At 34.4% G+C, this 22,461-nt stretch carries 22 protein-coding genes and 1 tRNA gene; 19 read left to right on the top strand and 4 right to left on the bottom strand.

From position 1 onward, the window contains the following. Window positions 1-201 precede the first annotated feature (201 nt). From AAGD91_RS00990 to uvrC, 8 genes are all read left to right on the top strand, one after another. Window positions 202-414, top strand: coding sequence for a hypothetical protein (locus AAGD91_RS00990; protein ID WP_006015760.1), 213 nt, complete (start codon window positions 202-204; stop codon window positions 412-414). Continuing rightward, on the top strand, window positions 399-2,468 hold the full coding sequence (gene nuoG / locus AAGD91_RS00985) for an NADH-quinone oxidoreductase subunit NuoG (RefSeq protein WP_341821164.1): 2,070 nt from the start codon (window positions 399-401) through the stop codon (window positions 2,466-2,468). Before AAGD91_RS00990 ends, nuoG begins: the two co-directional genes overlap by 16 nt. Beyond that, the gene (nuoH, locus tag AAGD91_RS00980; RefSeq protein WP_341821163.1) at window positions 2,452-3,477 is read left to right on the top strand and encodes an NADH-quinone oxidoreductase subunit NuoH; all 1,026 of its coding nucleotides are present in this window, start codon (window positions 2,452-2,454) and stop codon (window positions 3,475-3,477) included. The genes nuoG and nuoH overlap by 17 nt, the downstream gene beginning before the upstream one ends. Then, complete coding sequence (hemB, locus tag AAGD91_RS00975) at window positions 3,470-4,474, top strand: porphobilinogen synthase (protein ID WP_341821162.1); 1,005 nt, start codon at window positions 3,470-3,472, stop codon at window positions 4,472-4,474. Before nuoH ends, hemB begins: the two co-directional genes overlap by 8 nt. A gap of 137 nt (window positions 4,475-4,611) precedes the next feature. Beyond that, a complete protein-coding gene (locus AAGD91_RS00970) occupies window positions 4,612-5,370 on the top strand; it encodes a phosphatidylglycerophosphatase (protein WP_341821161.1) in 759 nt (252 codons plus the stop codon). 44 nt (window positions 5,371-5,414) lie between these two features. Beyond that, window positions 5,415-6,254, top strand: coding sequence for a glycine--tRNA ligase subunit alpha (locus AAGD91_RS00965; protein ID WP_341821160.1), 840 nt, complete (start codon window positions 5,415-5,417; stop codon window positions 6,252-6,254). 3 nt (window positions 6,255-6,257) lie between these two features. Next, window positions 6,258-8,351, top strand: coding sequence for a glycine--tRNA ligase subunit beta (glyS, locus tag AAGD91_RS00960; protein ID WP_341821159.1), 2,094 nt, complete (start codon window positions 6,258-6,260; stop codon window positions 8,349-8,351). Window positions 8,352-8,358: 7 nt separating this feature from the next. Next, window positions 8,359-10,179 (top strand): excinuclease ABC subunit UvrC, encoded by a 1,821-nt coding sequence (gene uvrC / locus AAGD91_RS00955; protein WP_341821158.1) that lies wholly within the window; start codon window positions 8,359-8,361, stop codon window positions 10,177-10,179. A 50-nt stretch (window positions 10,180-10,229) separates the two neighbouring features. Here uvrC and AAGD91_RS00950 read toward each other — a convergent pair whose 3' ends face one another. From AAGD91_RS00950 to AAGD91_RS00940, 3 genes are all read right to left on the bottom strand, one after another. Then, on the bottom strand, window positions 10,230-10,835 hold the full coding sequence (locus AAGD91_RS00950; RefSeq protein ID WP_341821157.1) for a CvpA family protein: 606 nt from the start codon (window positions 10,833-10,835) through the stop codon (window positions 10,230-10,232). 57 nt (window positions 10,836-10,892) lie between these two features. Continuing rightward, window positions 10,893-11,489 (bottom strand): riboflavin synthase, encoded by a 597-nt coding sequence (locus AAGD91_RS00945; RefSeq protein WP_341821155.1) that lies wholly within the window; start codon window positions 11,487-11,489, stop codon window positions 10,893-10,895. 240 nt (window positions 11,490-11,729) lie between these two features. Then, window positions 11,730-13,517: a hypothetical protein gene (locus AAGD91_RS00940; RefSeq protein ID WP_341821154.1), complete on the bottom strand. Its 1,788-nt coding sequence runs from the start codon at window positions 13,515-13,517 to the stop codon at window positions 11,730-11,732. A gap of 144 nt (window positions 13,518-13,661) precedes the next feature. Between AAGD91_RS00940 and pheS the strand changes: the two genes are divergently transcribed. From pheS to ruvC, 11 genes are all read left to right on the top strand, one after another. Continuing rightward, entirely contained in the window at window positions 13,662-14,705 is a 1,044-nt protein-coding gene (gene pheS, locus AAGD91_RS00935; RefSeq protein WP_341821153.1) for a phenylalanine--tRNA ligase subunit alpha, read from the top strand. Continuing rightward, a complete protein-coding gene (gene glmU, locus AAGD91_RS00930; RefSeq protein WP_341821152.1) occupies window positions 14,706-15,998 on the top strand; it encodes a bifunctional UDP-N-acetylglucosamine diphosphorylase/glucosamine-1-phosphate N-acetyltransferase GlmU in 1,293 nt (430 codons plus the stop codon). A gap of 127 nt (window positions 15,999-16,125) precedes the next feature. Then, window positions 16,126-16,524 carry a hypothetical protein gene (locus AAGD91_RS00925; RefSeq protein ID WP_341821151.1) on the top strand — a complete coding sequence of 133 codons (399 nt, stop codon included), beginning with the start codon at window positions 16,126-16,128 and terminating at the stop codon, window positions 16,522-16,524. 330 nt (window positions 16,525-16,854) lie between these two features. Then, window positions 16,855-17,157 carry a 50S ribosomal protein L21 gene (gene rplU, locus AAGD91_RS00920; RefSeq protein WP_096617066.1) on the top strand — a complete coding sequence of 101 codons (303 nt, stop codon included), beginning with the start codon at window positions 16,855-16,857 and terminating at the stop codon, window positions 17,155-17,157. Window positions 17,158-17,167: 10 nt separating this feature from the next. Next, on the top strand, window positions 17,168-17,437 hold the full coding sequence (rpmA, locus tag AAGD91_RS00915; protein ID WP_096617064.1) for a 50S ribosomal protein L27: 270 nt from the start codon (window positions 17,168-17,170) through the stop codon (window positions 17,435-17,437). 9 nt (window positions 17,438-17,446) lie between these two features. Beyond that, window positions 17,447-17,523, top strand: a tRNA-Ile gene (locus AAGD91_RS00910). A gap of 64 nt (window positions 17,524-17,587) precedes the next feature. Continuing rightward, window positions 17,588-18,760 carry a methionine adenosyltransferase gene (gene metK / locus AAGD91_RS00905; protein ID WP_341821150.1) on the top strand — a complete coding sequence of 391 codons (1,173 nt, stop codon included), beginning with the start codon at window positions 17,588-17,590 and terminating at the stop codon, window positions 18,758-18,760. Window positions 18,761-18,885: 125 nt separating this feature from the next. Next, on the top strand, window positions 18,886-19,560 hold the full coding sequence (locus tag AAGD91_RS00900; RefSeq protein WP_341821149.1) for a TenA family protein: 675 nt from the start codon (window positions 18,886-18,888) through the stop codon (window positions 19,558-19,560). Between the two features lie 121 nt (window positions 19,561-19,681). Continuing rightward, window positions 19,682-20,263 carry a TenA family transcriptional regulator gene (locus tag AAGD91_RS00895; RefSeq protein WP_341821148.1) on the top strand — a complete coding sequence of 194 codons (582 nt, stop codon included), beginning with the start codon at window positions 19,682-19,684 and terminating at the stop codon, window positions 20,261-20,263. A gap of 47 nt (window positions 20,264-20,310) precedes the next feature. After that, the gene (locus AAGD91_RS00890) at window positions 20,311-21,138 is read left to right on the top strand and encodes a cytochrome c oxidase subunit 3 (protein WP_341821147.1); all 828 of its coding nucleotides are present in this window, start codon (window positions 20,311-20,313) and stop codon (window positions 21,136-21,138) included. Further along, complete coding sequence (gene ruvC, locus AAGD91_RS00885; RefSeq protein ID WP_341821146.1) at window positions 21,139-21,624, top strand: crossover junction endodeoxyribonuclease RuvC; 486 nt, start codon at window positions 21,139-21,141, stop codon at window positions 21,622-21,624. 47 nt (window positions 21,625-21,671) lie between these two features. On the opposite strand, the gene ruvX is transcribed toward ruvC, so the two are convergent. After that, window positions 21,672-22,139 carry a Holliday junction resolvase RuvX gene (gene ruvX / locus AAGD91_RS00880; protein WP_341821145.1) on the bottom strand — a complete coding sequence of 156 codons (468 nt, stop codon included), beginning with the start codon at window positions 22,137-22,139 and terminating at the stop codon, window positions 21,672-21,674. Window positions 22,140-22,461: the final 322 nt, after the last annotated feature.

Here is a 22,461-nt window from a genome sequence, read left to right as displayed (position 1 = left end):
TTCGAGGCGCAGCAAGTAGTGTCATGAAAGTAGCTGATGCACATTTCTTTTTTTCTGGTCAAACACTGGAATGATATCAAGGAGTAACTTTTTATTCAAACAATGATTATAATAAGAGATCTATTGAAATTTTAAAGTTATTAAATATTGACGCTATATACTTAAGTGTTAAAATAGAATGAAAAGTTTTTAGGAGTTTATATGGCAGTAGGTGGGAAAGCAAAGACAGCTAGTAAAAATAACCCTACTCAGCGTAAGAAGGCCGAGCAAAAAATGTATAAAGATAAACCGGTAAAACCTGTTAGATATATAGATCGTGACTCGCGCATGAATTATATGTCTGCTCAATATGACAACGGCAATCTGGTTGAAGATGAGGTAAGCGGCAATCCTATAAAGTGGGAAGCTGTATAATAGTTGTGGTTAAAGTTACTATTAATTCTAAGGAATGTGAAGTAGAGCATGGGCTCACTATAATTCAAGCTTGTGAAGTCGTGGGCGTTGAAATTCCACGTTTTTGTTATCATGAGCGTTTAGCAATTGCTGGTAACTGCAGAATGTGTTTGGTTGAAGTTGAGGGTGGGCCTCCAAAACCAGTAGCCTCTTGTGCAATGCCAGTTGCAGAAGGGATGGTTATTCACACTGATACCCCTAAGGTTAAAAAAGCACGTGAAGGTGTGCTTGAGTTTTTGCTAATTAACCACCCGCTTGATTGCCCAATTTGCGATCAAGGTGGTGAATGCGATTTGCAAGATATCACGATGGCTTATGGGAAAGGAACCAGCAGACTTGATGAGCATAAGAGGGCTGTGCCAAAAAAACACTTCGGACCACTGATTGAGACTGCGATGAATCGATGCATTCATTGCACTCGGTGTGTTAGATTTTTGTCTGATGTTGCAGGTACAAATGAACTTGGAGGAATCGGAAGGGGAGAAAATGTAGAGATTAGCACTTACATAAAAAGGCATATTAGTTCTGAATTATCTGGAAATATCATAGATCTCTGCCCGGTAGGGGCTTTAACTTCAAAGCCTTACTCCTTTACAGCGCGTCCATGGGAGCTATCACATTGTGAGACTATAGATGTGCTAGATGCTGTGGGAAGTAGCATTAGAGTTGATTATCGTGGCCTGGAAGTTATGCGAATATTACCAAGACTGAGCGAAGAGGTAAATGAAGAATGGATATCAGATAAAACCCGCTTTGCCTATGATGGACTAAAAGTTCAGCGTCTTGATCAACCTTATGTAAAAAGAGATGGTAAATTAGGCCCGGTTGATTGGAATGAAGCATTAACTATTGCTGCAAAGAAATTAAAGAATACAAAATCAAATAAAATAGCTGCAATTGCAGGTGATTTAGCAGATTGTGAGTCTATGCTTCTACTCAAAGAAGTGATGCAGAAGCTCGGCTCGGGGAATATAGACTGCAGGCAAGATGGTGCAAAGCTTATACCAAGTAATCGCGGATCTTATGTGTTCAATACCACTACCCAGGGTATAGAGAATGCAGATTTGTGTCTGCTTATAAATACAAATCCAAGGATAGAAGCACCGATCATTAATGTAAGATTGAGAAAGAGATATTTACAGGGCAACTTTCCTATTGCAAGTGTTGGTCCTAACATTGAATATTTGTATCATGTTGAGAAATTGGGCGATAATCCTGATGTTTTGAGTAAAATAGCAAATGGAAATCATAAGTTCTGTGAGCTGCTGGTAGCCGCCCAAAACCCTACGCTGATCATTGGTCAAGATGCATTAATAAGAGATGATTCTGAATCAATTCTCATTCTAGCTGGCAAAATTGCAGAAAAATTTAACATGGTCAGAGACGACTGGAATGGCTTTAATATGCTGCATAAAGCTGCAGCAAGAGTTGGTGGTCTGGACGTTGGGTTTGTTCCTGAAAAAGGTGGAAAAGACACTAATCAAATACTGGAGCATACAGAAGGTGGCGAGATAGAAGTCATTTATCTTCTTGGTGCAGATGAAATTGATACATCAAAATTAGAAAATACATTTGTAATTTATCAAGGTCATCACGGTGATAAGGGTGCACATGTGGCAGATGTTATCTTGCCTGGTGCTGCATATATAGAAAAATATGCAACTTATGTAAATACTGAAGGTCGAGTGCAAAGAACAAATTTAGCTGTATTTCCTCCAGGTGAAGCAAAGGAGGATTGGTTGATTATTAAAAATCTTTCACAATATTTAGACCTTTCTTTACCGTATGATAGTTTATTTGATGTGAGAAAAAAATTAGATACTATCGGTCCACAGTTTAGAAATGCCGATCAAGTGGTAAAAAACACATGGGTGCCAATTAGCAATGATGGGATAAGCTTAAGTAATACACCTTTCACTTTAAAGGAGTGTAATTTTTATATGACGGATTCAATAAGTCGCGCTTCAAAAACAATGGCAGATTGTACTAAAGCTTTTTATGAACACGCTAGTTAATATTTTATTTATTTTAGTACCGCTACTACTTTCAGTTGCGTACTTGGTATACTTTGAGCGTAAGGTTATTGGTGCAATTCAACTGAGACACGGCCCAAGTGTAGTTGGACCTTTTGGGCTATTGCAGCCATTTGCAGATGCTATTAAGCTACTGATTAAAGAGCCGATAATACCATTTAGAGCGAGCACCATACTGTTCATTATGGCTCCAATGCTTACCTTTATCTTGGCATTAATTGCCTGGGCAGTTATACCGTTTGGTGCTGAAGTAATTGTAGAAAATGGCCAGCAAGTAGTGATTCCTAAGGTTATAGCAAATATTAATGTTGGAGTGCTTTATGTGCTAGCTATATCGTCGCTGGGAGTATACGGCGTAATTATTGCAGGCTGGTCAAGCAATTCTAATTATGCATTTCTTGGCGCTATACGGTCGGCTGCTCAGATGATTTCATATGAAGTTTCAATAGGCTTAATAGTTGCTACAGTTGTTGTTACAACTGGTACGTTGAACCTTGGAGAGATGGTAGTAGCGAAACACAACATGCCATTTTGGGTTGATTTGCTACTAATGCCTATAGGAATAATATTTTTTATTTCTTTGCTTGCAGAAACTAATCGTCACCCATTTGATTTACCAGAAGCTGAAGCAGAGCTTGTCTCTGGATATAACGTTGAATATTCATCCATGCCTTTTGCCCTCTTTTTTCTTGGAGAATATGCAAATATGATTCTAGCAAGTGCTATGATGACGATATTCTTTCTAGGAGGATGGTATCCGCCGCTGGAGTTCAGTTTACTTTACAAAATTCCAGGTTTGATTTGGTTCGTTTTGAAGATAGTTATACTTTTGTTCGTATTTATTTGGATTAGAGCAACAACACCTCGTTATCGATATGATCAGCTAATGCGTCTTGGTTGGAAAGTGTTTCTGCCAATATCGGTGCTTTGGGTGGTACTCATTTCAGGAGTGTTGCTCTTTACTGGGAATTTACCTGGGTCCAATGTTTAATTTTCCAAATACAAGATTAAGGCGCAGGCGCTCGAGCAAATGGGTTCGCAATTTAACAAGTGAAAATAGTCTATCAGTAAATGATCTGGTTCTTCCTCTGTTTGTTCACGACAGAGAAGAAACAACTGAACCAATTTCTGGCTTACTAGGCGTAAAGTGTTATTCAATAGATGGATTAGTGTCTATAGTTAAGGAAGCTAAAGATTTAGGAATTAATGCTGTTGCAATTTTTCCTGTAGTTGATAGTAAACTAAAATCTGAAAACGCTGAGGGAGCATATAATTCTGACAACTTAATCTGCAAAGCAATCCGTGCTGTAAAATTAAAGGTACCTGAAATTGGTATTATTGCAGACGTTGCACTGGATCCATACACTATTCATGGCCATGACGGCATTTTAAAAGATAATCAGATGGATGTAGAAAACGATAAAACTATATCAGTACTGTGTAAGCAAGCACTTACTTTAACGAAGGCAGGATGTGATATAGTTGCTCCTTCTGATATGATGGATGGTAGAATAGGAAGAATCAGAAAATCATTAGATGATAATAACTTTCAAGACGTATTAATATTATCTTATGCGGTGAAATATTGCTCTAACTTCTATGCTCCATTCAGGCAAGTCGTTGGTTCATGTGGGCTATCACATTCTATAGACAAAAGTGTTTATCAAATGGATTATAAAAATGCGCACGAAGCAATGTGCGAAATTGAAATGGATATAAATGAAGGTGCAGATTTTATTATGATTAAACCAGGTATGCCATATTTGGATATTATCAAAACAGCAAGTGATAAGTTTAATTTTCCGATTTTTGCTTACCAAGTAAGCGGTGAGTACGCAATGATAAAAGCTGCTGCAAATAATGGCTGGCTAGATTATGACAAGGTGATTTATGAATCTTTGATTGGTTTCAAACGTGCGGGTGCAAGTGCAATATTCACTTACGCTGCACTTGATATTGCAAAAAATTTAAGTGCACAAGCCCTATAAAATTACTAAATTTTTGGCGCATGTTCTTCTACTGTTGCTGCATATTACCTAAAATTTTCCAATACATGTTTTAAGTTATTGATAAGTCCGTTACAATACAGTATTATAAATAATATAAACCAAGTGTTACTTAGAGCATGGGGATTTTTTTTGAATTTTTGGGAAAGATGCTAGGTAAGGTTTTTCCTGCCAAAACAGTAAGCTCTTTTTTGGGAATAGGATATTTACCAGGTTGGCAGAACTATTGGTCTTCTTTTTTAATATTATTTATTGTCGATGTTATATTGATTTTTACATATGGAGACGAATATTTACTATATAAAATGCCAAATTCAGGAATAGTTGTAGCTGCTGTTTTTACAAAATTGGCAATAGTTATGTTAGTAATACAATTAATTGGAATATTTATTTTTCATGCTCAGGACCCTTCAGCAAACAGTGGTAAAGAAATAGTAATACAAATAGCGTCAGGGCAAATATTGACTGTAGCACTTTCAATGCCAGCAATAATGTCAATTTATTATACTGTAAGTAAACTCTATGGGAATATATGTAAGCAGATGTTTCAATGCCCATTTTGGTTTAATGATTTTATGCACTTTTTCTTTTTTCTTATGATACCTTACATATTTTTTAATTTCGTAGAAGTAATAAAACCATGGCCAATAAGTTCAATACAACTCAGCTATAATAATGCAATGTCAATTACATTTGAGGGGATTTTTCACACATTTTATGCGGTGATTTTACTGTATTTAACAGCATTTATATTCTGCGATTTAACTATGCATGATGCAATTGTCCTAAATAAAAGCATAATTCAGTATGTGAGGGAAAGTTCAGCAGTTTTAGGTGATTATTTACATAGTGCTGCAAAAAAAATAAATATTGAATAGTACTTATTTATTTATATATTTAGTATAAAAAGTGTGCAATTTGTGTGAATTTACAAAGTATAATAAAAGAGTTGCAAGATTTTTGGGCTGGTGAAGGGTGCGTTATACTTCACCCATACACATCTGAAGTTGGTGCTGGTACATTACATCCTGCAACAATTATGTCTGCAATTGATATAAAACCGACAAAAATTGCATATCTACAACCAGTAATTAGGCCAGCAGATGGACGCTATAGTGATAATCCTAATCGCTTGTATCAACATCACCAATATCAAGTTATAATAAAGCCATCTGGTAATAATTTACAAAACGTCTATTTAGATAGCTTAAAAGCTCTTGGCATATCTACAGAAAAATATGATATTAAGTTTGTTGAAGATGATTGGGAAAACCCAAGTGTTGGTGCATCAGGACTTGGATGGGAAGTTACATGCAATGGAATGGAAGTAACACAGCTTACTTATATACAGCAAGTTGGAGGGATTGACTGCAAGATGATTCCTGGTGAGGTGGCATATGGGTTGGAACGTTTAGCAATGTGCATACAAGGTGTAGATAATGTTTACGATATAACTTGGAACGATAACGGTGTAACTTACGGAGATATTTTTAAACAAAGAGAATATGAATTTTCTTATCTAGCGTTAGATTATTATGATACTAAAGTGGTACAGCAGCAATTTGAAGATACGGAAAAATTATGTAAGTTCCTTATTGAAAAGGAGCTACCAATGGCAGCTTATGACCAATGTATTAAAACTAGTCACCTACTTAATCTGCTTGATGCAAGAGGTGTGCTTGGTGTCAATGAACGTACAGCGCATATTGGTAGAGTTAGAGAGCTGACAAAAAAATGTTGCGAATTGTACATGAGTAAATAGCGTATGTCGTTGCAGTTGTTATTTGAGTGCCTTTCAGAAGAAATACCATCGAGAATGCAGAATGTAGCTGCAACTCAAGTTAAGAGCTGTATTGCCAATGTTTTTAACAAAAATAATGTAAAATTTACATCAATGGAGGTTTTTGTAACGGCACGTCGCATTACCCTATTTGTTGACAACATAAATGCTTTGGAGCTAAAGGATTCCAATAACGAAGTTAAGGGACCAAACATTAACGCACCAAAAAGTGCTATCGAAGGTTTTTTAAGAAAATATCAGAAAAATGAAGAAGATTTGCTCGTTCGAAAAGTAAATAATGAGGATTTTTACTTCATTAAAAGAGAAAGCTGCTCATTTAACATCAGAGAATTCCTCAAAAATCAACTGGAGGAAATGCTCAAAAACTTTTCTTGGTTGAAGAGCATGAGATGGGGCGAAGGAAAAGAAAGGTGGGTTAGGCCAATTAAAAACATTTTATGCATTTTTAATGACGAAATAATACCTGTGTCTTTTGCAGGGATCACAGCATCTAACACAACATATGGCCATCGATTTCTCTCAAGTGATGCGACGTTAACTATTAAAGCACCTAAAGACTATTTTGAATTGCTAGAAAAAAACAGCATAATTCTCCAGCTGGACAAAAGAAAGCAATTTATACTAGATCAGATTAATAAATTCACAAAAGAGCAGAATTTACAACTTGAGAAAAATGATTATTTACTAAATGAATTGACAGGGCTTATAGAGTGGCCAATCGTACTGTTTGGTGAAGTGAATCAAGAAAAGTCATTTGGATTACCGAAGGAAGTAATTCTTAGTATAATTAATACGCAGCAAAAATACCTTGCTTTAAGTAATGGAAAGAGAATTTCACACTTTGTCACTGTTGTCAACGTCAACAATGGTGAAGTTGTTAAAGGACACGAAAGAATATTAGAAGCACGTCTTGCTGATGCACAATTTTTGATATCTCAGGACAAAAAGGAAGATCTGGATCATTATGTCAAAAAATTGGGTTCGATATTATTTCATGCTTTTCTTGGCAGCGTGGGGGAAAAGGTGAATCGTATTACGGCTCTGTCAAAGTATATAGCTATATTTATTCCACATGCTTCGCTGATAAAAGTTGAACGTGCTGCATATTTGGCAAAAGCTGATTTGGCAACATCGATAGTAAGAGAGTTTCCAGAATTACAAGGAGTAATGGGTGGATATTATGCTTCTTATTTTCAAGAAGATAGAGAAATAGTGGAAGCTATAACTGAACACTATAAGCCAATCGGGCCAGAGCAGGAGTGTCCTAAATCCCCTTCAGCAATTGCTATGTCAATTGCAGACAAAGTGGATAGCTTAGTTGGTTTAATTGCAGCAGGTGAGAAAATCTCTGGTTCGTATGATCAGTTTGGTTTGCGGAGAATGACAATTGGTATAATTAGAACAATACTTGAAAATAATTTGCATATTCCAATTAGGCTATTAATAGATAAGTCAGTATCTTTATATTCAAGGCTTCTATTTAATGAAAATACAACGTCAGTTGATAAGCCAAATAGAAAACAAATTTCAGAACTAGTATTTAGATTCTGCTTAGAAAGATTCAAGGTTATTTTAAAAAATAGAGATATAAGGCAAGATGTCGTAGATTCAATACTATATAAAATCGATATTAATGATCTGCTGACAGCAGAAAAGCAAACTGTTATATTGGATCGTTATCTTAGTACGCCAGAAGGTGAACAGATTCTAAGCACTTACAAAAGAGTCAGTAACATGATGAGCAAAGTAAGGAAAAGTGATGGCACTACTTATAGTGCATCTTACGGTAAGAGATTTTTGATTGAAAATGAAGAAATTGCGCTATCAAATTGTGCTATAACTGCTTGTAAAAACATAAAACAAGCGATAAAAAATAACCACTTTAATGCAGCGCTTGATAAGCTTACTTGCCTTACTCCATTTATCAATAAATTTATGGATAGTGTAAAGATCAACTGCGATTCTGATAAGCTAAGGAGAAATAGATTGTCTTTGCTTGCAAGTGTTGTTTCCATCTTTCATTTAGTAGCAGATTTTAACCTCATACAAGTCAAGTAATGGATAAATGTTCAAGCAATATAAAGAACAGATAAAATTATCTCCGCAGTCTTGTGGTGTGTATAAGATGATTGGAGATAAGGATAAAGTTTTATACATTGGTAAAGCAAAAAACTTGAAATCGAGATTATCTGACTACCTTCAATTCGAAAACCTTTCTGAACGAATTAGAGTTATGCTCTCACAGGTTGTTAAGGTTGAAATATTCATCACTGAGAATGAAATCGAAGCACTGCTTCTTGAAGCACAGTTAATAAAATCATTGAAACCACTTTATAATATTGTGCTCAAGGATGGAAAATTTTATCCTTATATAACAATTTCCAAGCACGATTATCCAAGAATAGCAAAATATAGAGGCAAATTTAAGAAGAATGAGTTTCATTATTATGGTCCCTTTACATCTGCCGCTGCTGTTAAGCAAACTATATTGTCATTGCAAAAAGCTTTTCTCCTAAGAGTATGTTCAGATCAATACTTTTCCTCAACAAAAAGACCATGTATTGAATATCAAATTAAGCGCTGCTCAGCGCCATGCATAAACAAAATCATAAAAGACGACTACTGCCAATCAGTAAAACAGGCACGAAATACATTGCTTGGAAGAAATAAGGAAGTGAAAGAACAGTTACTTTTCACAATGAGAAAGTGCAGCAGTGAAGAAAACTATGAGCTTGCTGCTATATATAGAGATCGGGTAAAGTTTCTTGAGCAAATTCAAATACAGCACACGGATTTTTCTTTTGAAAAAGATGCAGATTTCTTCAGTATTGTACGTGAAGAGGATCTAGCATGTATTAGTGTGTTATCGTTCAGAAATAAAGACAACTACGGTAGCACTCCTTACTTTGCCGAGAACTGTGGTGATCACTCAAATGATGAAATTTTATCCACCTTTTTGGTCAATTTTTATAATTCAGCTAACATACCTCCAATACAAATTTACGTTCCAGATTCTATTGTGGATAAGGAAATTATAGAACAAGCACTATATAAGGTTGCTCAAAAGCCAGTAAAAGTTCTGCATGCAAAGAATAAAAAAGAGCGTGATTTATTGAAATTTGTTTATGATAACTCTCAGCATAGCTTAGAGCAGAAGCTTATCGATTATAGAAATAACCTAGAAAAGCTTGAGGAGCTTAGCAAAATCTTCTTGTTACCAAACATTCCAAAGCGTATTGAGGTTTATGACAATAGCCATATATTTGGAAATCAACAAATTGGTGTAATGGTTGTTGCAGGGCAGGAGGGTTTTTTAAAAAGTGAGTACAGAAAATTTACTATAAAGGAAAAATTTTCAGGCGATGACTATAAAATGATGAGGGAAGTGCTAACCAGACGTTTCTCCGGCAATATAAAAGGCATAATACCTGATTTTTTACTGATTGATGGTGGACCAGGACATGTTTCCATAGTACAGAATGTACTGGAAGTATTGAATATAAACGCTCCTTTTGCTTGTATGGCAAAAGGTCCTGATCGTAACGCAGGAAATGAAACATTTTATATGCTGGGCAGGGAAGAATTCAGTCTGGCAAATGACAGCAAAGTCATGCTTTACTTACAATTGCTGCGTAATGAAGCCCACCGTTTTGCGATAACTTCACATAGAAAAAAACGCGATAAACAGTTTATAGTTTCACAATTAAGCAAAATACCCGGCATTGGCAACAAAAGGAAAAAGGCGTTGATGTCTTATTTTGGTTCAGTGAAAAATATAAGCAAAGCTTCTCTGGCTGAAATTCAAAACGTACATGGAATTAGTAAAGGTTTAGCAGAAGTCATTCTTAAATACGTGAATTATAAGAGAGGAGTGCTCTTAACCTGACAAATATGGCTTTTTGAATACTCCCAATGAACATATTTATAAATAAATATTTACTCTTCTTTTTTATTGTTTTTGGGTTTTTCTTGATCAACCATTTCTCCAACGATCTCTTTTATTTTTAGTATCAACAACTCTGGTACATATATGTCAATTACTTCTTCTGCTGTCACAAATAAAGCCTGATAAGAGTGTGAATTTATTATCCAATTAGGCAATATGTCTTCTGCTTTTATTTCAGAATGTTCCTCTTTTTTGCCATATTCTTTTTTGTCATATACTGTGTAGCAATATAAGTGCACAGCAAAAAATAATACATAAGAGAGCAATATTCCTTTAAGCACTCCGAGAAAGATTCCAGTAACTCTATCGATAAACCCCAACCTTATGGGTGATAATATGTACATTAGCCAGTTGTTTATTATCATGAATATAAGATTAAGTATAATAAATACAGAGATTGTAGAAAGTATGTTTAGTATAACTTTAGAATCAAAATATTTACTATAATTTGGAGTGAAAAAATCATAGTGATTAGCTGTCAGAAAAATTGATAAAAATAGAAACATTAGTGCGCATAGCTCTTTTATAAAACCTCTAGTTACCGAGATTATTACGCATAGAACAACAATGAAGATAATTAGACTATCGAAAAGCATATTTTATATCTATATGGTTTTCAAGATATAATAGTTGTAAATAACAAGGTTGTAAAATTAATTGTATTTATGCTGCATCAATTGATCTAAATACCTAGCGATAATGTCAATTTCTAAATTCAGATAATCATTTATTTTGTTGTACTGAAAAGTTGTATTTTCCCATGTATAGGGAATTATATTTACTATAAATTCCTGATTAATAACTGAATTCACTGTGAGGGAAACCCCATTTAGTATAACGGAGCCTTTTTTTGCAACAAATTTAATTAATTCTTGTGGGCACGATAGTTTGATTTCATGAGAATCTAAATTTCGTTCGATTGTTAAAATTTTTACTATCCCATCAACATGACCCTGAACTAGGTGGCCATCGATTCTGTCGCTTAGCCGCATTGCTTGTTCTAGGTTTATTTTTTTTCCTATTCTCCACGTATTTAAGTTAGCAACCTTCATAGTTTCTTGAGACACTTGAACTGTTAATACATCGTTCAGTATGTTCACAACAGTTAAACATACACCAGAGCAAGCTATTGAATCTCCTTTGTTTATAGAGGGTAAATTTTGTGTTTTGATATGGAAAATTTGATCAGAGTTGGAGTGAGTGGTAGTATCAGTTATAGTCCCGATATCCGTGATAATTCCTTTAAACATATAGTGAAAATAAATAATTTTACCATGAAAAATTTTTTACAACAACTTACTTCTATTTTGTTATAGCTAAAGTAATTCTGGTTTACCGACGATTTAAAAAACGACAAATTCGTCATTCCGCTGCTTGTTAGTGGGATCTATGTGAGATACCGTGACGGTATGACGTAGGACTGCTGTCATCCCGCTGCTTGTTAGCGGGATCTATCCGCGGCGGTATGACGTAGGAAAACTGAGCCTGCACTAGCTATAGGCGCGAGAAAGGGAATCGTTTTCACTTACTTGCTTAACAGATTCTATAGAATATTCAGAATATATAAAGTAAGCTAAACTCAAAACACATAATGTAATCAATGTTGGTAACCCTATGTTCAATGCTAACCCAATATTTTCTCTTTTTTCTGGTGGCACTAATCCTTTTAACATTGACACTTTTCCTAATGGAAAATGCCATAAGCAAAGTGTTGATGCAGATGCTACTATTATAAATAGACAAAAATAAGCCTTTTTTGAGGAAAATACAGTTTTTAACGGTGATTTGAGTGTAATGTTAGTAGTTGGTAGAGTTTTAGCTTCATTTGTTGCTGGTAAAGGATCTTTAGATTTATTTATTGGTAAAGGGTTTGTAGATTTATGAGGAGTATTTTCATGTTGCGTAGGAGGTTGTTGTATATAAACACCTGAAACTAATTTGAGCAATTGCTCTTTTTTTTTATATACTTGCTTATGTAAATACTCTTTTGAAAAAGAAGACTTGCCAGCTGGTTGTGGTATTCCTAGTATTTCTAATACTTCTGATATCTCACCTGACTCTAATATTTCATGTAATTGTTTATCCTGAAAATAAACAATATTGAATATTGAGTTAAAAACATTGCGAAATGTTTCTGGATCTTGATTTTTGTATCCATTCATCACTTCAATAAATATTTCATCGAATTTTTTTCCCCTGCGCTCAATCTGGTTATCTAACATAGCTACTCTAGCATCATTTTGTGCTTGTTTTATGGCTAATTGTTTTTCTTTCTCTGATAGTTCTTTGGTCTGCTTTTTTGACTTCTTTTTTCTGTTAGCCTTAAAATACTCTGTGTGCGAAGTAGTTTGACCTACATTCTGTTCTGCTTCTTGAGGTATTGGATTTCCTATACTACTTGTCATCCAAGTAGCTGACACTGGAGTCCATTTTTCTTTTTTTTTCTGGATTCCAGCGTCAAGCGCTGGAATGACACCAAATGGTATATTGTTGCTCTGTATAGAAGGCTTTGGTGTTCTTAAAAGGGATAACCTTATTACATCATTAAAAAAATTGGATAAGGGAAGGAAGATTCTATATTTTGGTATATTAGCTTTTATTGCAGCAGTAACCACTGGAGCTTTACAATTTACTTTGCTTGCTACGTTAAAGCCAAACGAGCCTGTAAATGGTACAATTTGTCTATTTTGTGCGTTTTTTTGCTTAGTTTCACTCTGTTCTTGTCTGTCTTTATTTTCTGCTTCTTTTACTTGTAGTGTAACTTGACTCTGTTCCTCATTTTCAGTTTTTTCTGCATGTTTTAGCTTTTCATTTAAAAATGACCTTATTTGGTGCAAATTATCTAAATTAATGTCTTTAACATTTGTTTGTAGTATGATTGTTATTCCTTGCAGAAGGATTTGAGGCGGAGCATTATTTACGAATTCTTCTACAGTTTTATCACTATTAGTTTTACAGTAGTTATTATATAATTCACTGCTTTCTTTTGGTACTTTTATGTTGACTGTAAAATTTTTTTCCCGAGAAAGGCAGATTTTAAAAAAATCAATTAAAGATTTTATTTGAAATGGTCTTGTATTAAAGGTGTCTTTACCTGTTGCTGTTAGCTCAAATGAAAATTCTTGTATATTACTTTCAATACTTCTCGAGCGAATGGTACTGATCTTAATTATTTTGCTAGAAAATGCTTTACTTATGTTTTTGGATCTTTCCTTAAAGAACTTAGGTAAATCCTCTATTTTGTACTTATTATCAGTTTCAGTGTCACTGTTGTGCATGGTTGATACAGCAAATTCATCAACGCAAAGGTAAATAAAAAAACTAATTGGTCGATAAATTAATAATTAAAATGGGACAGTTTTTAGATTGTTGATGCTATTCAAGATTTTACTATAATTAAAGTTTAAGCCAGCGTTTCTAAGATGAATAAAGAGCTACTGAATGAAATACCTTCACTTGAAGATAAAGCGGTCTCTGAAATTGAGAATGCTTCTTCTTTACAAGATTTAGAAAAAGTCAGGCTATCATATTTGGGAAAAAAGGGTGTAATTAAAGCTTATTTTGACAACTTAAAAGAGATAGAAGACGCAGGAAAAAAGCGCAATTTAGGCGAAGTTATCAACGTTTTACGTAATAAGCTAGATCAGCTTATAATGAATAAGGAAAATGCACTAAAAGCCGAAGAAGTTAACTTTAAATTGCAGAACGAGGCGGTTGATATCACGTTGCCCGTTAGACCAGACAAAATGGGCAAGGTCCATCCACTCAGTAAGGTTCTAAATGAAGTAAAGCTTATTTTTGCACATATGGGTTTTAAAGCAGTTGATGGCCCTGACATTGAAGATGAATTTCATGTATTTGATGCACTGAATACTCCAAGTCACCACCCTGCGCGGGAGGAGCAAGATACCTTCTACTTAAAGAATAAAATAAACGACAAAAGAATGGTGCTGCGCACTCATACCTCATCTGTGGAGATCAGAACTATGGAAAAAGCGAAAACTTTTCCGATTAAAATCGTATCTCCTGGTAGAGTATACAGAAACGACTTTGATGCAACTCACACCCCTATGTTCCATCAAATAGAGGGGCTATATGTCAATGAGAATGTCAATATGGGCCAGTTAAAATTTACTATTCATCACTTCCTTAATAAGTTTTTTGGAGATAAAGGGCTGAAGATACGTTTTCGTAATAGTTTTTTCCCTTTTACCGAGCCTTCTGCAGAAGTGGACATAAGTTATAAAGGTAGTAAATGGATAGAAGTACTGGGATGCGGTATGACGCATCCAAATGTATTTCAAAATGTTGGAATAGATCACACTAAATACAGCGGTTTTGCGTTTGGCATTGGTATAGAAAGGCTTGCAATGCTAAAATATCAAATTAGCGACTTAAGGAGCTTTTATGACAACAAAATCAGCTGGCTTGATCATTACGGTTTTCATTTTTCATCTTTAAGATAAGTGATAAGTAAAACTCATACGTTCGTTATACTTGCTGCAGGGCATGGCAGGCGGATGAATTCAGATTTGCCTAAGGTCCTACACAAAATAGGCAGTTTTTCCATGCTCCAGCATGTCATTTACAATGCAAAACAGTTAAATCCTGAAAATATTGCTGTTGTAGTTGATCTGCCTTTAACTGAAAGACTAAAGTGCTTTAAGGATATACAGTTAATTACACAAGAATTAACACTTGGTACGGGAGATGCAGTCAAAACTGCGATGAGAAACCTGAAAGAATTGCCAGATTCGAGCATAATTATTGTGCAGTATGGAGATACCCCACTCATAAAAAGCAGCACAATAACTAAAATGGTTAGTTGCTTAGAAGGCAAGGCTCTAGTTTGCCTAGGTTTTAGGACAAGCAATAAAGAATACGGTAGGTTAATTATTGAGAATGGTTCCTTAAGAGAAATCGTAGAAGCAAAGAGTGATAAAAATAATCATGAAGAGTTTCTTGCAAATGCTGGAATAATGGTTGCATGTGCAAAGAATTTACGTGAATTGGTGGAGAAAATAGAGTGCAATAGCTCAACTCATGAATATTATTTGACCGATATAGTTTCCATTGCAGTGAAGAGTAATTTAAATGTCGGTTACGTTATTACTGGTGGAGAAGAGGCAACGGGAATAAATAACAGAAATGACATTATAAAAGCTGAATTTTACTTTCAAGAAAACAAAAGAAAATTTTTTACCAACTCTGGAGTAACGCTTGTTGCTCCAGAGACTGTTTTCTTTTCTCTTGATACGCAAATTGCCAGAGATTCAGTTATTTACCCATATGTTTTTTTCGGTACTGGAGTGAAAATAGAGTCTGGTGCGAAAATACTGCCATTTTCGCATTTAAAAAACTGCTTAATTAAAAGTAATGCTGAGGTCGGTCCATTTACCAGAATACGCGGAAACACAACAATTGGTAATAAGGCAAAAATAGGAAATTTTGTGGAAGTGAAAACAAGTGAAGTTGGTCAAAACACTAGAATAAAACACTTAAGTTATATAGGAAATGCTAAAGTAGGGCAGAGGAGTAATATAGGAGCAGGTACTATTGTTTGTAATTATGATGGGAAAAAGAAACATAAAACGAACATAGGAAGCAATTGCTTTATTGGTGCCAATAGCTCACTCATTGCACCGCTTAATGTTCATGATGACTCTGTAATTGCGGCAGGTAGTGTTATAGTGGAAGATGTACCAGAAAAAAGCCTTGCAATAGCAAGAGAAAAGCAGGTGATTAAGAGAATAAAGTAATTCGCTGTAATTATATTATTCTTAATGCTTATATTTGTATACATGCGTATATCAATATTTGGAGGGTAAAAATGAAAAAATTACTTACCTTAGTAGCTATATTGCCTGCTGTTTCTTTGTCAGTACCATGTTTTGGAGTTTTAGAGATAGGATCTATACTTCTTCATACAGTTCTGGCAATTTTAGTCATAGTATCGGTTATCACTACACAAACAGCGTAAAAATTTCAGTTGAGCCTATGATTTCAGTTGCAAATATTTTTAAATATAGACTGCAAGGAGGAATTTTAGCAAATTTACGTTATCATTACGAGTTTACAAACACGGATATCACTCCGTATGTCAATGTTAGTATAGGTGCTGCTATCGATTTGAGTAAGTTAGAATTTGGTTTCTCATATAAAATAAGCTCTGGTCTGGATCTTCCGCTTTCTTCAAGGACAAGTGCTTTTGCTGGTTATAGTCTATTGAAAGCATTTGAAGATTATAATCATGGATTTGAGCTTGGAATAAATTATAACTTATAAAACCCCAGCTGAATAGCAACAGGTTGTACTTTTTTCAAATTGAAGCTGAATTTTTGCTAGATAATTAATAAGCCATATTATGGAGTTTTAATTAGAGACATACCGCAAACGCAAAGTGAGGGAGATCAAAAATGATCAAGTTTTGCTTCTGTTCAAAACAAGATTTTTTGAGAATTAATTATTGTCTGAGAAAAAGCAGATAACAAGGTGAAAAAAGATAGAAGTATTTAAGTAGCTCAGAAGGAGCATTAAGTCATGTTTTTTATTTATATTGACAGCATATATGACATCGTTTACGATTAAAGTTAATAACAATAATTTATATTTATCATGTTTGCAGTAATTGAGACTGGTGGAAAACAATATTTAGTAAAAGAAGGCAGTATAATAAAAGTAGAGAAGTTAGAAGTTGAAGAAAAAAAAGAGGTAGAAATCAATAAGGTGATTTGTATTTCAAATAATGGCTTATCTTATTCATCTAATGCTACTGTTAAAGCTGAAGTATTGGAGCAGTGTAGAGGAGAAAAAATTATAATCTTTAAGAAGAAAAGAAGAAAAAATTACCGTAGAAAGACTGGTCATAGGCAGTATATAACTGTTCTTCGTATCAATGAAATTAATCTTCAAAAGTAAGAGGTAAGATATGGCAACTAAAAAATCAGGTGGTAGTTCCTGTAATGGTAGAGATTCAGCAGGTCGTAGGTTAGGAATAAAGAAGAATGGGAAGGTTATTCCTGGTAACATAATTGTGCGCCAAAGAGGCACAAAATTCCATCCTGGGAAGAATGTTGGTATAGGTAAAGATCATACGATTTTTGCCAAAGTAGAAGGCTGGGTCAGCTTTAGAAGGTCAGCAAATAAAAAGACTTTTATTGATATCTTGCCTACAGATAATATGAAAGCTTCAGCTTGAATAAATCAGGGGTCTGTAGCTCAGGTGGTTAGAGCGCACGCCTGATAAGCGTGAGGTCGGAGGTTCAACTCTTCCCAGGCCCACCATTTAGTAATTACTAACTGTGTTTTTTATAGCGGTTTTGGTATTGTATAAGCAGAAACCTAAAGCATGAGTTTATATAAAAATTTAGTAACCAGTGAGTCAGTGGCGGCTGGTCATCCAGATAAAGTAGCAGATCAAATTTCAGATGCAATACTTGATGAATACCTTTTCACTGATCCTTTTGCGCGAGCTGCAATAGAGACTTTAGTCACCAAAGATAACGTTATTATAGCTGGGGAAGTATTCGGACCTAACATCAAAAATAGCAGGATTGAAAGTATTGTACGGAACACAATAAAAGATATTGGTTATGAGCATGATGCTTTCCACTGGAGAAAAGTGAAGGTAAATATACTGCTGCATGAGCAATCAAATGACATTGCAATAGGGTTGGATCAAGGTGCTGGCGATCAGGGCATAATGTATGGCTATGCAACAACAGAGACAGAAAACCTTATGCCAGCACCCATTTTTTATGCACACTCGATTCTGAAAAATATCATGAGCACAGTTAAAGAAGCAAAGCTTGGTCCGGATGCAAAATCACAAATCACTTTGGCATATGAGAATAACCTCCCGGTACGTGCTGAAAGTATCATTGTCTCAATACAGCACCCTGAGGATTTGGATCAATCAAAAGTAAAAGAAATAATTTATCCTTACATAGTTTCATCTTTACCTAAAGGGTGGATATGTCCTGAGGAAAATCTCTTAGTCAATCCATCTGGTAGATTTGTTATTGGTGGACCGGTTAGTGATTGTGGATTAACCGGACGAAAAATTATGGTTGATACCTATGGAGGTTATATTCCACACGGTGGAGGGGCATTTTCCGGAAAAGATGCAACCAAAGTTGATAGATCCGCAGCTTATATGGCAAGATACCTTGCTAAAAATATTGTCTTTGCAGGTTTAGCTGAACGTTGTCTTGTGCAGCTTTCTTATGCAATTGGTGTATCAAAACCTACTTCATTCTATATTGATACATTTGGTACGAATGCGGTGGAGGAAAGAGTAATTAAAGAGTTTATCGAGAATAGTATAGATTTATCAACAAAAGGCATAATCAAGCATTTATCGCTTAATCGCCCTATATATAAATGTACAGCCTGTTATGGACATTTTGGTAAAGAGTCAGAAAATGACGGTGGATTTTCTTGGGAAAGCATGAACTTGTCTGCTGATCTTTGTAGAGAATTCAATATAGAAGGTAATAGTAAAATTTCTTTAGATTGCTAAAATTTTTGATTTACAGCCTCATATTTATATACTAGCTTATTGTTGAAGTATAATTACTTTTTCATAATAATTATACTATATTAGTGATAATTATTATATTCAGTTTTTATTGTGAGGCTCATAAAATGTATAACGGAATAGAAGAAGAATTCTGTAGCATAGCTATAAAAGAATCATCTGATCTTATTGATAGAATAGAAGAACATCCTTTTTATGTTGAATTGATGAATGGCAAATTAAGTTATAAGAAGTTCAAGTTCTACGTTCAACAGACTTTTTTATGCTTAGTGGATTGCACTCGTGCTTTTTTAATTATTGCAGCTAGAGCTAATGATATTGAAACAATGGATAAATTAACCTTTATAGCTCGTAAAATATTCAGTATGCGAAGTCTATGTGAGGAGCAGTTTACAGAATGTAACTCATCCGATAATCACAAAAGATCGAAATCTAGTTCTGCCTTTATTGATTTCTTCATGCGTGCTGCATACCATAATTCAGTAGCTGAAGGCTTAGCAGCTTCTTATCCATGTTTTGGTATGTGTCAGATCACCTTTCAACATACGGTAAAAGATAGCATTCCTTCAAGCAATAAGTATAAAAAATGGATTTATCTCTATAATACTAATATAGTGGATAACACAGCTGATGCTATAACTGAGATTGTGAATAAGCTGTATAGAGAATCTAGTAATAAGAAGAAGAAAAAGATGCTCGAGTTTTTTCGTAACGGATTAGAACTTGAGGTAATATTCTGGGATGAGATGTATTACTCTAATATATCTAGCAAAGAATATTAGCAGCGGATTATTTACGTTGACTTGATCTTTATCGGTAACTACAGTGTTCAGTGGCATAATTAGGAGCTGTTACGGGTCAAATCTTTTAAAGGATATAATTGAGCATCCTTTTAATGTTAAGTTGGCGAATAACACCCTAAATATAGAGAACTTCAAATTCTATGGTCAACAAAAGACGTTGCTCTTAGGTGATTATATTCGTACCACCTTAATTACTGCATCCAGAATGGAAGATTATAGTAGTATTATCTCGCTTACTGAAGTAGCCCAAAGAGCAGTGACTGTTAATAGAGTGCTATATGACTACTACTTTACTATGTACAGTATAAGTCGTGGAAAGAAATCTCTTGAGTGTTTTAATTTCACTAATTTTCTTTTATCCATCTCGTATAGTAATACCTATGAGGCTATGACGGTTTTGTATTCTTGCATGTTTATATACAAGACTGTCGTTGATAGCATGAAAAATAGATTCAAAAAAAATAATAGATATAGGGATTGGTTTTATTTTTGTTACAGTGATTCAGTAAAGTCTGGATGCATTATTTTGGAAAATATTATTGATGGATATTGCAGCAGAGCAAGAGAAAATGAAAAGAGCAAAATGCTTGAGTTATTTAGAATAACTGCACAATTTGTATTAGATTTTTTGAACGGTGCATATAATTTTTCAAGATTCAATCAATTTCCTAAGGAACATTGACAATTTTAAGCTAATTTGTATCCTTAGTAAGTATTTTTTAAAATGCTATGAAAAGTAAAGAACATGATTTTCATTTAGTGGACCCAAGTCCTTGGCCAATTGCTATATCAGCAGCAATTCTTATTCTTGCACTTGGATTAGTTGGCGCGCTTCATAAACAAATTTTCGGAATGTTTTGTTTAGTTCTGGGAATCTCCGCAGTATCAGGAATGCTGTTCTATTGGTGGAGAGATGTAATAAGGGAGGCCATTTATGATAAATGTCATACTACCATTGTAAAACATGGACTCAAATTTGCAATGTACTTATTTATTCTCTCGGAGGTCGTATTTTTTATAGTGTTCTTTTGTTCATTCTTTAAAGCCTGGCTTGATCCAGTTTTTTTATTTGAGGCGTTTTCTCCTGCAAAAAAAGTTGAATGGCCCCCTGAGGGAATTTTGCCACCTGATCCGTGGTCACTACCATTCATGAATACATTAATATTATTGCTTTCTGGTACAACAATTACTTGGGCAAATCACTCTTTACTTGAAAATGATAAAAAGAGCATGATTAAAATGCTGTCCATAACTATATTGCTTGGTTTTTTTTTTATAATAGTGCAAGCAATAGAGTATCATGAAGCGAGTTTTTCTCTACAAGAAACAGGAGAAAAGCTTATTTATATATCCAATTTTTATATGATTACCGGTTTTCACTGCGCACACGTTATAATAGGAATAATATTTTTATCAGTGTGTTTATTTAGAGCGCGGAAAGGCCAGTTTACACCTCAGGACCATTTGTGCTTTGAGTTTGCCTCCTGGTATTGGCACTTTGTAGATGTAGTCTGGATGTTTTTATTTTTGTTTGTCTATTGGTTAAGCGTTTATTAAGTGGTTAAAATAATAGGTCTAGATCCAGGGATAAGCAAGACTGGTTGGGCCATTATAAGCCTGAACGAGAAAAATAATATTGAATTTTTGGGCGGCGGTACCATATCAACTGATGGTAAATTGGGTACAGGTGAACGCTTACATATAATTTTTGAACAATTAAAGAAAGTAATATTTCAATATTCTCCGAATGAAGCTGCAGTAGAAAAAATTTTTGTTAATAAAAATCCTAAATCTTCACTAACTTTAGGATATGCAAGAGGGGTTGTAATTTTAGCGTTAAAAATAACAAAGCTAACTATGAATGAATATGATGCAAACTATGTAAAAAAAAGCATTACCGGAAATGGCCATGCTGATAAGGATCAGATTATATTTATGGTGAAGCAAATAGTTAAAAATTTGAGTATAAAATGTCACCATGCTGCTGATGCTCTTGCTGTAGCAATTTGTCATGCTTATACGAAAGGTTCTTGTTTTGTTTAGTAACTTTTATATGAGATTCAGTTTGAAAATTTCCAGATCTGAAAAAACTATTTGATTGTATTTATCTTGTCTAACGTTCGTTGCAAAATAATACATGCGGAGATTTTATCATCTATTTTTTTCGATTTTGTGATTGATATTCCAGTGATTTTTAGTGTATGAGTTGCGATAGATGTTGAGAAGCTTTCGTCTTGTAAGTATATATGTACTTTATATTTTTTTATTATTTTATTTGCGAATTGGATTATGGTTTTACACCATTTAGTTTCTTGCTCGTCCATTCTTAATGGTAGTCCTATTACCATTGATCCAGCTTCATTTTCTTTGAATATTCTATGCAGATAACCTAAATCTTTGCTCATATTTTTCCTATAATATACACTATGAGCTGTGGCTATAAGCTGTGTTTTATCGCTAAATGCTATGCCTATTTGCTTTTCTCCCATGTCAAGGGACATTATGCGCTTATCTTTTGGAATAGACTTTAGAAACTCATCTGGATTTCTATGTAGCATCTATTAGACTTCCTTTAAAGTGACCTTACCAGAAAAAGTAGAGAGAAAGTCAAGAAAATTTTTTACAAAAAGAATAATGAATCAAATTGCTCAGGAATGCAATAATTAATAGCAGAATGTCTACGCTGTTTAATACACAACTTCTAATTAAAACTCAACTGTATATTCTCTTCTTTTTGTCATTACTACTCCTTTTGAAAAAACATTTTTATTATAAAAAAACGCCTTTTCTTTCTCTTCACTTTTTCTGGGTAAGGTCATATTTTAATTACTATAGGTTAAAAAGTTAAGACAAAAAATAAAAATGTGGGTTTTGTTTTGA

Origin of the sequence: Wolbachia endosymbiont (group A) of Myopa testacea, assembly GCF_964027115.1 — a bacterium.
GTDB lineage: Bacteria > Pseudomonadota > Alphaproteobacteria > Rickettsiales > Anaplasmataceae > Wolbachia.
The sequence above is the reverse complement of the archived record's forward strand: the minus strand, read 5'-3'. Positions and strand labels throughout refer to the sequence as shown.